Here is a 12061-nt window from a genome sequence, read left to right as displayed (position 1 = left end):
CTGGCATAACAATAAACAATTTGATTGATAGCTCGGCAAATTGCAATTTAAGCCCCGTAGCTTCATCCCATCGATTGCGAGGACACGAGAATGAGTACTGCCGCCCCCATCCTGCTCACCCCCGGCCCGTTGACCACTTCGGCCCGCACCCGCCAGGCGATGATGGTCGACTGGGGTTCGTGGGATGACCGCTTCAACCAACTGACCGCCAGCCTCTGCGAGCAACTGCTGGCGATCATCAACGGCGCCGCCAGCCACCATTGCGTGCCCCTGCAAGGCAGCGGCACCTTCGCGGTGGAAGCGGCCATCGGCACCCTGGTGCCTCGCGATGGCAAAGTCCTGGTGCTGATCAACGGCGCCTACGGCAAACGCCTGGCGAAAATCTGCGAAGTGCTCGGCCGCTCGTTCAGCACCTTCGAAACCGCCGAAGACGAACCGACTACCGCCGCCGATGTCGACCGCCTGCTGCGGGCCGACGCCGGCATCACCCACGTCGCCCTGATCCACTGCGAAACCAGCACCGGCATCCTCAACCCCTTGCCGGACATCGCCCAGGTCGTCGCGCAGCATGGCAAACGCCTGATCATCGACGCCATGAGTTCCTTCGGCGCGCTGCCGGTCGATGCGCAACAGGTGCCGTTCGACGCGTTGATCGCCGCTTCCGGCAAATGTCTGGAAGGCGTACCGGGCATGGGTTTCGTGTTTGCCAACAAAGAATCCCTGGCCGCATCCGCCGGTAACTCCCATTCGCTGGCGATGGATCTGTTCGACCAGCACGCCTACATGATGAAAACCGGCCAGTGGCGCTTCACCCCGCCGACCCATGTGGTCGCGGCGCTGCACGAAGCCCTGCTGCAATACAACGAAGAAGGTGGCCTGCCGGCGCGGCATGCGCGTTATGCCGCCAACTGCCAGGCGCTGATGGATGAGATGGCCAAACTGGGACTGCGCAGCTTCCTGCCGGCCGCGATCCAGGCACCGATCATCGCCACCTTCCACGCGCCGAAAGACCCACGCTATCAGTTCAAGGAATTCTACGAGCGGGTCAAGGCCAAGGGTTACATCCTCTACCCCGGCAAACTGACCCAGGTCGAAACCTTCCGCGTCGGCTGCATCGGCCACGTCCAACCGGCGGAAATGCGTGAAGCCGTGGCGGCCATCGGCGAAGTGTTGCGCGAGATGGAAGTACTCGAGATCTAAACCCCACCCCATTCCCCTGTAGGAGCGAGCCTGCTCGCGATTTCGGTCTGACATCCACCATTGATGTCGACTGACCGAGCCTCATCGCGAGCAGGCTCACTCCTACATTGAACCGTATTGCCAATTCAGGATTTGATCACCATGAACTACACCAACCCAACCCAGCTGCAAGCCGCCATCCTCGACTGGGCCGGCACCGTCGTCGATTTCGGTTCTTTCGCACCGACGCAGATTTTTGTCGAAGCCTTCGCCGAATTCGACGTGCAGGTGTCCATCGAAGAAGCCCGTGGCCCGATGGGCATGGGCAAGTGGGACCACATCCGTACCCTGTGCAACCTGCCGGAAGTCGCCGAGCGTTATCGCAAGGTGTTCGGCCGCACACCGACCGACGATGACGTCACCGCCATCTACCAGCGCTTCATGCCGTTGCAGATCGAGAAAATCGCCGAGCACTCGGCGTTGATTCCAGGCGCCCTGGACACCATCGCCAACCTGCGCCGGCAAGGGATCAAGATCGGTTCCTGCTCCGGCTACCCGAAACAGGTCATGGACAAGGTTGTCGAGCTGGCCGCCACCAACGGTTACGTCGCCGACCACGTCGTCGCCACCGATGAAGTACCGAACGGCCGCCCATGGCCGGCCCAGGCCCTGGCCAATGTGATCGCCCTGGGCATCGACGACGTTGCCGCCTGCGTGAAGATCGACGACACCGTGCCGGGCATTCTCGAAGGGCGCCGCGCCGGTATGTGGACCGTGGCACTGATCTGCTCGGGCAACGCGTTGGGTCTGGACTATGAGGGTTATCGCGCCCTCGGCAGCGATACACTGGACAGCGAACGCAAACGTATCCACGCCATGTTCGAAGGCTCTCGCCCGCATTACATGATCGACACCATCACCGACTTGCCTGAAGTGATCGCCGACATCAACAAGCGCCTGGCCCGTGGTGAGATGCCACAAAACAGCTGATTCACCACGGCCCACCCTGTAGGAGCGAGCCTGCTCGCGATGGACGTCAACGATAACGCTGGCTACCTGATGCCCCGCGTTGTCCTTTCGTCCATCGCGAGCAGGCTCGCTCCTACAGGGGTAAAGCCGGGGTATTGCGTCTTCCTGTCAATTACCTGAACAGAGCCTTCAGCGTTAAACAGCCCGAGGCAAATCCGCTGAAACAGGATTACAGTTAAAGCACACCGTTGACCAGGAACGGTGGCTTGACCCGACCTGTGAGGAACGCCGTATGCCATGGAAAAATTCCGCGTCGCGCTACAGCACCGTATCGATCGTGCTGCATTGGTTGATGCTGGTCCTGCTGGTGCTGGTTTACGCCTGCATCGAACTGCGTGGGATATTCCCCAAAGGCAGTGGTGGTCGAGCGCTGATTGTGGAGTCGCACTTCATGCTCGGCCTGACGGTGTTTGTCCTGGTCTGGTTGCGGTTGTTCGCGCGCAGCTTCGGCCCGGCACCACAGATTTTTCCGGCATCGCCTCAGTGGCAGACGATGCTGGCCAGGCTGATGCACTGGGCGCTTTACCTGTTCATGATCGCCACGCCGATTCTCGGATGGCTGACCACCAGCGCCAAAGGCAATCAAGTGATGTTCTACGGCGTCGACCTGCCGCTGCTGGTGGCTGAAGACAAGGCATTCGCCAGGCAACTGCAGGAATGGCACGAGCTGGCCGGAACCATTGGCTACTGGCTGATCGGCCTGCATGCCGTGGCCGGGCTGTATCACCACTATGTGGTGGGCGATAACACCTTGTTGCGGATGATGCCCAAAGGGGTAAATCGCAGTACCTGAACCCAACGAATCACAACGGTAGGAGCGAGCCTGCTCGCGATAGCGGACTGTCTGACACATCGGTGCCGGATGTACCGCCGCCATCGCGAGCAGGCTCGCTCCTACAGGGGGATTGCGGTGCCTTTCAGATTTGTGGATTGAACCCCCGCCGTCCCTGCAAACCGCCGGTATGCACGAAAATCAATCGCGTGCCTGCGGCAAACTTCCCCGCCTCGACTTGTTCTTTGAATGCCAGCAATGCCTTGCCGGTATACAGCGGTTCCAGGGGAACGCCGCTGGCTGTTTCTATCTGCTCGATGAACTCGAGTAACAGCGGATCGACCTTGGCAAAGCCGCCACGGCTGGCGTCAAACAGTTCATGAGCCGGCCCCGTCACGCCCGCCTCCTCCACGATCCGCTCGACCTGTTGCGCCACACCATGATCGTCAGGCACCGCCAACGCACCATAAACCGGGTGTTCCCCCGCTTCGGCCAACACCAGTCCGGCCAGGGTGGTGCCGGTTCCACAGGCCAGCCACCAACCGTCGTAGTCATCCCACCCCAATCCGTCCAGTTGTGCGCTGACCATTGTCTTTAGCTGTTCGCAACCCGTTGCGCCTTGCAAACCGCCGCCACCTTCCGGGACCGGAAACAGATGGGGATACTGCGTGTGCCATGGCTCCCAGAATCCCGCCTCATGCCGCGCCCGATAGCCGCCGTAGCCGAGCCAGTGCAACTGCATGCCGAACGCCTGCAAATCCTTAACCGTAGGCGTCTCCTGAGGATGGCCGCGCAACAGGCCGACCGTGGCAAAACCAAACCGCTTGCCGGCCGCGGCCAGTGCATGCAGGTGATTGGAGTGCGCGCCACCCAGGCTGATGATGCCTTCGGCACCCGCCCGGTCAGCGGCCTTGAGATGCTCGATGAGCTTGAACCACTTATTGCCGCTGATCAGTGGGTCGATCAGGTCCAGGCGCAGGATCGCGGCCTCGATGCCGGCGGTTTTGAGCCAGTCGTTGGGAGGGAAAAGCATCGATGCCGGTTCCGGGTAAAGAGCCGGCATCTTAGCAGTACTTGTGGCGAGGGGATTTATCCCCTCGCCACAGATATGTGTCTGGCTTGGCTGATCTGTAAGTTACAACTCGGCAGCCAACCGCGAACCCTGATTGATCGCGCGCTTGGCATCCAGCTCCGCCGCGACATCCGCGCCGCCGATCAGATGCACGTTCTGCCCCGCCGCCACCAGGCCTTCCTGCAACTCACGCAGCGGGTCCTGCCCGGCGCAGATCACGATATTGTCCACGGGCAGCACTTGCGGCTCGCCGGTTTCGCCGATGCGGATGTGCAGGCCATCGTCATCGATCTTCAGGTATTCGACGCTGTTGAGCATCTGCACCTGCTTGTTCTTCAGACCGGTGCGGTGAATCCAGCCGGTGGTCTTGCCCAGGCCGTCGCCGACCTTGGATTTCTTGCGTTGCAGCAGGAACACTTCGCGGGCCGGTGCATGGGGCGCGGCCTTGATCCCGGCGACACCGCCACGCGCCTCCAGGTGCGTATCGATGCCCCACTCTTTCCAGAATTCATCGCGATTCTGGCTGGTGGCCTGGCCCTGGTGAACGAGGAATTCCGAGACGTCGAAACCAATACCGCCGGCGCCGATCACCGCGACACGCTTGCCGACCGGTTTGCGCTCAAGCAGCACGTCCAGGTAGCTCAATACCTTTGCATTCTCCACGCCGGGAATCGCCGGCAGCCGTGGCGCAATGCCGGTGGCCAGGATGATTTCGTCGTAACCGCCCTCGACCAGTCCGGCCACATCCACGCGGGTGTTCAGGCACACCTCGACGTTGGTGGTTTGCAGTTTGCGGCCGAAAAAACGCAGGGTTTCATAGAACTCTTCCTTGCCCGGCACGCGCTTGGCAACGTTGAACTGGCCGCCGATTTCGCTGGCCGAATCAAACAGCGTGACCTGATGACCACGCTCGGCCGCCACGGTCGCGGCAGACAAACCGGCAGGGCCGGCACCGACCACGGCAATCTTCTTGAGCTGCTGCACCGGCAGGTAATTGAGTTCGGTTTCGTGGCAGGCTCGCGGGTTCACCAGGCAACTGGTCAACTTGCCGCCGAAGGTGTGATCCAGGCACGCCTGGTTGCAACCGATGCAGGTGTTGATTTCATCGGCGCGACCTTCAGCGGCCTTGTTGACGAAGTCCGGGTCGGCAAGGAACGGCCGCGCCATCGAAACCATGTCGGCATCGCCTTCGGCGAGGATTTGCTCGGCCACTTCCGGGGTGTTGATGCGGTTAGTGGTGATCAACGGAATGTTCACCGAACCGCGCAACTTGGCCGTGACCTTGCTGAACGCCGCACGCGGGACTTTGGTGGCAATGGTCGGGATCCGCGCTTCGTGCCAGCCGATACCGGTGTTGATGATCGTCGCCCCGGCCTGCTCGATGGCCTTGGCCAACTGCACGATTTCTTCCCAGGTGCTGCCGCCTTCCACCAGATCAAGCATCGACAGGCGGAAAATGATGATGAAGTTCGGGCCGACCGCTTCACGCACCCGGCGCACAATTTCCACCGGCAGGCGCATGCGGTTTTCGTAGCTGCCACCCCAACGGTCGGTGCGGTGGTTGGTGTGAGCGGCCAGGAACTGGTTAATGAAGTAGCCTTCGGACCCCATGATTTCGACGCCGTCGTACTCGGCCTGTTGCGCCAGGGTCGAGCAGGTGACGAAATCGCTGATCTGTTTCTCGATGCCTTCCTCGTCCAGCTCTTTAGGCTTGAACGGGTTGATCGGTGCCTGGATGGCGCTTGGCGCGACCTGTTTCGGGCTGTAGGCATAACGGCCGGCGTGAAGGATCTGCATGCAAATCTTGCCGCCCGCCTCGTGTACCGCACGGGTCACGATCTGATGCTTGAGCGCTTCTGCCTCGGTGGTCAGCTTGGCGGCGCCGGAGTACACACCGCCCTCATCGTTCGGACCGATACCGCCGGTCACCATCAGGCCGACACCGCCACGGGCACGCTCGGCGAAGTACGCCGCCATGCGCTCGAAGCCACCCGGCTTCTCCTCGAGACCGGTGTGCATCGAGCCCATCAGGGTACGGTTGCGCAACGTGGTAAAACCCAGGTCCAGCGGGGCCAACAGGTGCGGGTAATGAGCGGCGGTCATCGGTAACTCCACATCGAGCGATCACGGAAAAAAGCGGGCGCTCTTCGGCGCCCCTCAGTCATGGGTTACAGACTATGAGCACCGCGAAGACCGCTCAATGACCGTAACTGACAACTTAATGATCAAAATGTGCAGGTACGCCGATGATTTTTACCGTTTGAGCGGGCACAGCATGGGCGCCGTGGGTGAAATGGCTCATGTCGTGATGTCGGACCATTGCTGGAGAAACGCTTCAATAGATTGGTTTTTCTAGCGCTTAACGCGATTTCCAGTCGCGTAACCACTGCAAGCCGGCCGAGGTATTGCCACGCGGCCGGTATTCACACCCTACCCAGCCGTCATAGCCCAACTGATCGATCAGCTCGAACAGATAAGGATAATTGACTTCTCCCAGGTCCGGCTCATGTCGGTCCGGCACGCCGGCGATCTGGATGTGGCCGATGCCGTCGAAGTCCCTGCGGAGTTTGGTGGCCAGGTCGCCCTCGACGATTTGGCAGTGGTAGCAGTCGAACTGGACCTTTAGGTTACTGGCACCCACTTCCTTGCAGATGGCTTGAGCCTGATCCTGCCGATTAAGGAAAAAGCCCGGCATGTCACGCGTATTGATTGGCTCGAGCAGTACCGTGGCGCCTGCCTTGGCTGCTTGAGCGGTGGCATAGGCGAGGTTTTCCAGGTAAATGCCGTGATGCCGTGCCCGGTCAATCTCGGCGGGCAGCAGGCCGGCCATGACATGGATGCGTGAATTGCCCAGCACGCCGGCGTATTCCAGGGCGCGATCAAAACCACTTCGAAATTCAGTCTCCCGGCCGGGCAACGATACCGTGCCGCGTTCGCCCGCCGCCCAATCACCGGGCGGTGCATTGAAGAGTGCCTGCACCAGGCCGTTGTCGCTCAAGCGTTGCTGGAGCTCTTCGGCGCTGTAGTCGTAGGGAAACAGATACTCCACCGCTTCGAAACCATCAGCAGCCGCGGCGGCGAAGCGATCCAGAAACGCATGTTCCGGGTAGAGCATGCTGAGGTTGGCAGCAAAACGAGGCATGGTAGCTCCTGAGATAGCGGGTTAGACAAAGGGCCAGATCAGCAGGGTAATACAGAAACCCAAGGTGCCGAGCAAGGTGGTCAGCACGGTCCAGGTACGCAGGCCGTCCGCCACGTTCAGCCCGGACAGCTTGGTGAAAATCCAGTAACCGGCATCATTGATATGGGACATGGCCAATCCGCCACCGCCCATGGCCAGGCAGAGCAAGGCCATGTGGTTCGGGGTGAGATTGAGGGTCGCAATCAGCGGGCTGATGATGCCGGCAGTGGTCACCAGCGCCACGGTGGTCGAACCCTGCACTGCGCGCAGCAACAGGGTCAGCAGAAAGCCCAGCGCCAGCACCGGCAGACCGGTGGTGCGCAGCATGTCGGAAACCACCGCACCGATACCGGTGTCCACCAGTACCTTGCCAAACACCCCCCCGGCACCGGCAATCAGGATCACCATGGCCACGCCAGGCAACGCCGAACCGATCACATCGGAAACCTGACTGCGGCTCCAGCCCCGACGCGTACCCAGCAGCCAGGCACACAGCAAGGTGTCGAGCAGCAACGCCACCAGCGGGGCACCGAGCACGGTCATGATGCCGCGCAGGACCGAATCGGCAGGCAGCAACGAGGTGGACAGCGTTCCCAGCAATATCAGAATGATGGGTAGCAGGATCAGACTGACGATTAAACCAAACCCCGGTGCGGGTGCCGGCGGCAACTTGGCAACGATGCTGCTCGTGGACTCCTCCAGACCCATATGTGATGCAGCCACGGCTGCTTGCGCAGTGTTCGTGTGGTTGCCATTGGACCAGGCGGCCAGATCTTCGTTGGTGACATGCGGGCCATAGACCTCGGCACGAACATCGTCGGTCATCGGATACACCCGACGGGTCATGCGTCCGGCCACGCGGTAGCCGACATAGCAGAGGAACGCGGTGATCGGCAGACCGAACATCAGCACCCGGCCCAGATCCGCGCCCAACTGACTGGCAGCGGCCACTGCGCCGGGATGTGGCGGCAGAAAGGCGTGTACCGTCAACATGGCCGCGCACATCGGCAACGCGAACACCAACAGCGGCCTGCGCGCACTGCGCGCAACACCATAGGCCAGCGGCATGAGGATGATCACGCCCACCTCGAAGAACACCGGCACCCCGACCATGAAGCCGGCCATCGTCAACGCCAGCGGCGTACGTCGACTGCCGAAACGGGTAATCAGCGTCCTGGCCAGCGCCTCGGCACCGCCGGAGAGCTCGATGATCCGTCCGATCATCGCGCCCAGGGCAATGATGATCGCAATATGACCCAGGGTCTTGCCCATGCCGCCTTCGATGGTGGCGACCAGATCGGCCGGCTTCACCCCGGCCACCAACGCCACCAGAATGCTCACCAGCATCAAGGCCACGAAGGGCTGAAACTTGTACTTGAGCACCAGGAACAACAGCAGAGCGATTCCGAGCCCCGCGGTAATCAGCAGGATTAGCGGGCTCATTGCACACACCCTCCGCACCGGGTGAACGAAACGGTTCCGCCAGTGGATCTGAACATGCCGCCATGAAGATGAGTCATGCCTGGTTTTCCTCTTGTTATTGTATTTTTTGGCCAGCCGAGTCCGTCGAGAGTCGCTGCGCGTCTCCCGGTCAGGGCCTGCTTTATCGATCGGTCGTGTTAAGCCAACGCCTTACCAGTGCGCACCAAAAGCCGCTCGCAGCTCTTCCAGCGCCGCCTGGTCGAGCGGTTCAGGCTTGGGATTGCTCATCAGCCAGAGCCGCGCGGTTTCCTCGAGTTCTTCCAGGGCGTAGCTGGCCCTGGACACCGAACTCTCCCAGACCACCGGGCCCAGCCGTTCGAGCATCACGCCGCGAACGCTGTTGGCCAGTTGGGCGACCTGTTCGGCAACCTTCGGCGAACCGGGTCGCTGGTAGCCGATCAACGGGATGTGGCCGACTTTCATGACCTGATACGGCGTCAGCGGTGGCAGGATGTCATCCGCCTGCCAGACACCGGCCAGCGTCAAGGCCACCAAGTGAGTGGAGTGGGTATGCACCACGCCGCCGACACTTGGGTTGCGATCGTAGACCTGGCGATGCAACGCCAGGGTTTTTGAAGGTTTGTCACCGGACACCCATTCACCCGCCAAATTGACCTTGGCGATGGTTGCCGGATCGAGGCGTCCGAGGCAGACGTCAGTCGGGGTGATCAACCAGCCGTCGTCCAGGCGCGCGCTGATGTTGCCGGCGCTGCCGACGGTGTAACCGCGCTGATAAAGGCTAAGGCCTGTCTCGCAGATTTCTTCGCGCAAGGCGTTTTCGTTACTCACTGCACACCCCCGGCGAGTTGGTTCAAGGCTTTGCTGAAGAAATCCCGGCCACCGAAATTGCCCGATTTGAGTGCCAGCGCCAAAGGTTCGTCAGTACTGCTGACGGTCGCGGGGACACCCGGATCGATTTGCGCGCCGATCTGCAGCAGCTGTACGCCCAGTGCCTGCACCACAGCACCCGAGGTTTCTCCGCCGGCGATCACAAAACGGCGCACGCCGCTCTGGCGCAGACCTCGTGCAATTTCGCCAAAGGCGTTTTCCACCAGACTTCCGGCTTGATCCACCCCCAGTTGCTGTTGCACCGACTTGACCGTTTCCGGTGAGCTGGTGGCGTAGATCAATACGGTTTGTTCGTTATCACGAGCGAAGGCCAGGGCTTGCGCGACCACCGGTTCACCCGCCGCCAGGGCCAATGGATCAATGCGCAAGGCCGGCCGGCCGGCTTCGAGCCAGGCCGCCACTTGTCCATTGGTGGCGATCGAAGTACTACCGGCCAACACCACTTCCCCGCCGAACACCGCCGGGAGTTTCGAGGCATCGAGGTCGCGCAGCTTGCCGGCGCGACGGAAGTTTTCCGGCAGGCCCAAGGCCAGCCCCGAACCACCTGTCAGTAAAGGCAGATCGGCGCAGGCGGTACCGAGGGTATATAGATCGCTGTCCGACAGGGCATCAGCGATTGCCATGCCGACACCTTGAGCTTTCAACTCTGTGATTCGTGCCCGCACCTGTTCAGCGCCGCGGGCAATGGTGTCGTAGCGCAACAGACCGACATTCAGGCGGGTCTGCGATTGCAGCACCCGAACCAGATTGGCATCGGTCATTGGCGTCAGCGGATGATGCTGCATGCCCGATTCGTTGAGCAGTTGATCCTGCACAAACAAGTGACCGCGAAAGATCGTCCGGCCATTTTCCGGGAACGCCGGGCACGCCAGGGTAAAGTCGCTATCCAGTGCGGCCAGCAGCGCTTCGCTGACCTGGCCGATATTGCCGGCCGCGGTAGAATCGAACGTCGAACAGTATTTGAAAAAGATCTGCTCGCAACCTTGCTCGCGCAACCAGGCCAGCGCGGCAAGGGACTGCTCGATGGCTTCGGCGACCGGCGTGGTACGCGATTTCAGGGCAATGACGATCGCATCGGCATCAAGCCCGGCGGCAATTTCCGCGCTCGGGATACCGATGCTCTGCACGGTACGCATGCCGCCGCGCACCAGCATGTTGGCCAGATCCGTGGCACCGGTGAAGTCGTCGGCGATGCAGCCCAGCAGCGGGCGGGCGGTGGATTTTGTCATGGGGTGTTCCTCAAACGGGTTCAGGCTTCAAACGGACTGGGGCTTGGCAGTCGGCAATTCGATGCCCGGAAAAATCTTGATCACTGCCGAATCATCCTCACGGCCGAACCCGGCACTGGACGCCTGCATGAACATTTGGTGAGCGGTCGCCGACAGCGGCAGCGGGAATTTGCTGGCCCGGGCGGTATCCAGCACCAGGCCCAGGTCCTTGACGAAAATATCCACGGCGGACAACGGCGTGTAGTCAGCCTTGAGAATGTGCGGCACGCGGTTTTCGAACATCCAGGAATTACCGGCGCTGTGGGTGATCACCTCATACAGCGCATCGGCATCGACCCCTTCACGCAGGCCCAGCGCCATGGCTTCGGCAGAGGCGGCAATATGTACCCCGGCGAGGAGCTGGTTGATGATTTTGACCTTCGAACCCAGGCCATGGACGTCACCCAGGCGATAAACCTTGCCGGCCATGCCAGCCAGGATCGACTCGGCCCTGGCATAGGCGTCGGCCGGCCCCGAGGTCATCATGGTCATCTCGCCAGCGGCAGCCTTGGCGGCACCCCCGGAAATCGGTGCATCCAGATACAGCAGCCCCAGCGCGGCCAGGCGCTGGCCCAGGTCCACGGCATAGGTCGGCGCTACGGTAGCGCAACCGATCACCAGACTGCCCGGCCGCAGTGAAGCCACGGCCCCCTCCTCACCGAACAATACGGTTTCGGTCTGCTCGGCATTGACCACCACGGTAATGATCACGTCACACTCAGCGGCCATGTGTGACGGCGAAGGGCAAGCCACCCCGCCCTCCCCCGCGAACTGTTCTGTGACGGCAGTGCGCACATCACAGGCATGCACATTGAAGCCGCTGCGCAACAACGATCGGGCAATACCCAGACCCATCGCGCCCAGACCGACAACACCGACATTCTTGTTATTCATTGGGAAGACTCCTGAGAAAAACAGCGGCTTATTCAACGCCAGCAAGGCGCAGACGGCAGGCCGCATTGTAGATATGTGCGCGGGCGGCATGCCCGGCGGCGAGCGGGTCGCCCAGCCGAATGGCCGCGACGATCGCCTTCTGCGTAATCAATTCGCAGCGGGCGGATATTGGCATTGGCCGTGACGAAGATGCCGCGCCCTAGTCGGGATTGCAGCACGCCTTCGGCTGCAATCTTGTCCAGCAGCTGCTGAGCGACACTGTCACTGAGCACGTGAGTCGGGACCTTATCGAACATCTTGGCCACCCTGTTTTTGTCTTGTAATCAGGTCGTCAT

11 protein-coding genes are annotated in these 12061 nt (G+C 61.3%); 3 read left to right on the top strand and 8 right to left on the bottom strand.

Annotated features, from left to right (window positions below):
- Nucleotides 1–90: 90 nt before the first annotated feature.
- From GPL81_RS24085 to GPL81_RS24075, 3 genes are all read left to right on the top strand, one after another.
- On the top strand, nt 91–1200 hold the full coding sequence (locus GPL81_RS24085; RefSeq protein ID WP_160108745.1) for a 2-aminoethylphosphonate--pyruvate transaminase: 1110 nt from the start codon (nt 91–93) through the stop codon (nt 1198–1200).
- Nucleotides 1201–1341: 141 nt separating this feature from the next.
- On the top strand, nt 1342–2169 hold the full coding sequence (gene phnX, locus GPL81_RS24080; RefSeq protein WP_160108744.1) for a phosphonoacetaldehyde hydrolase: 828 nt from the start codon (nt 1342–1344) through the stop codon (nt 2167–2169).
- Nucleotides 2170–2440: 271 nt separating this feature from the next.
- Nucleotides 2441–3001, top strand: a complete 561-nt coding sequence (locus GPL81_RS24075; RefSeq protein ID WP_160108743.1) for a cytochrome b — start codon at nt 2441–2443, stop codon at nt 2999–3001.
- A gap of 124 nt (nt 3002–3125) precedes the next feature.
- On the opposite strand, the gene GPL81_RS24070 is transcribed toward GPL81_RS24075, so the two are convergent.
- From GPL81_RS24070 to GPL81_RS24035, 8 genes are all read right to left on the bottom strand, one after another.
- Entirely contained in the window at nt 3126–4013 is an 888-nt protein-coding gene (locus GPL81_RS24070) for a 1-aminocyclopropane-1-carboxylate deaminase/D-cysteine desulfhydrase (protein WP_246218978.1), read from the bottom strand.
- A 102-nt stretch (nt 4014–4115) separates the two neighbouring features.
- Nucleotides 4116–6155: an oxidoreductase gene (locus GPL81_RS24065; RefSeq protein WP_160108741.1), complete on the bottom strand. Its 2040-nt coding sequence runs from the start codon at nt 6153–6155 to the stop codon at nt 4116–4118.
- Nucleotides 6156–6411: 256 nt separating this feature from the next.
- Nucleotides 6412–7194: a 2-oxo-tetronate isomerase gene (gene otnI, locus GPL81_RS24060; RefSeq protein ID WP_160108740.1), complete on the bottom strand. Its 783-nt coding sequence runs from the start codon at nt 7192–7194 to the stop codon at nt 6412–6414.
- A gap of 21 nt (nt 7195–7215) precedes the next feature.
- Complete coding sequence (locus tag GPL81_RS24055) at nt 7216–8676, bottom strand: GntT/GntP/DsdX family permease (protein ID WP_160108739.1); 1461 nt, start codon at nt 8674–8676, stop codon at nt 7216–7218.
- Between the two features lie 189 nt (nt 8677–8865).
- Nucleotides 8866–9504 carry a 3-oxo-tetronate 4-phosphate decarboxylase gene (gene otnC, locus GPL81_RS24050; RefSeq protein WP_096510059.1) on the bottom strand — a complete coding sequence of 213 codons (639 nt, stop codon included), beginning with the start codon at nt 9502–9504 and terminating at the stop codon, nt 8866–8868.
- Nucleotides 9501–10793, bottom strand: a complete 1293-nt coding sequence (gene otnK, locus GPL81_RS24045) for a 3-oxo-tetronate kinase (RefSeq protein WP_160108738.1) — start codon at nt 10791–10793, stop codon at nt 9501–9503. Before otnK ends, otnC begins: the two co-directional genes overlap by 4 nt.
- A gap of 27 nt (nt 10794–10820) precedes the next feature.
- Entirely contained in the window at nt 10821–11726 is a 906-nt protein-coding gene (ltnD, locus tag GPL81_RS24040; protein WP_160108737.1) for an L-threonate dehydrogenase, read from the bottom strand.
- Between the two features lie 32 nt (nt 11727–11758).
- On the bottom strand, nt 11759–12022 hold the full coding sequence (locus GPL81_RS24035; RefSeq protein ID WP_246218977.1) for a hypothetical protein: 264 nt from the start codon (nt 12020–12022) through the stop codon (nt 11759–11761).
- Nucleotides 12023–12061: the final 39 nt, after the last annotated feature.

Origin of the sequence: Pseudomonas izuensis (assembly GCF_009861505.1) — a bacterium.
Lineage (GTDB): Bacteria > Pseudomonadota > Gammaproteobacteria > Pseudomonadales > Pseudomonadaceae > Aquipseudomonas > Aquipseudomonas izuensis.
The sequence above is the reverse complement of the archived record's forward strand: the minus strand, read 5'-3'. Positions and strand labels throughout refer to the sequence as shown.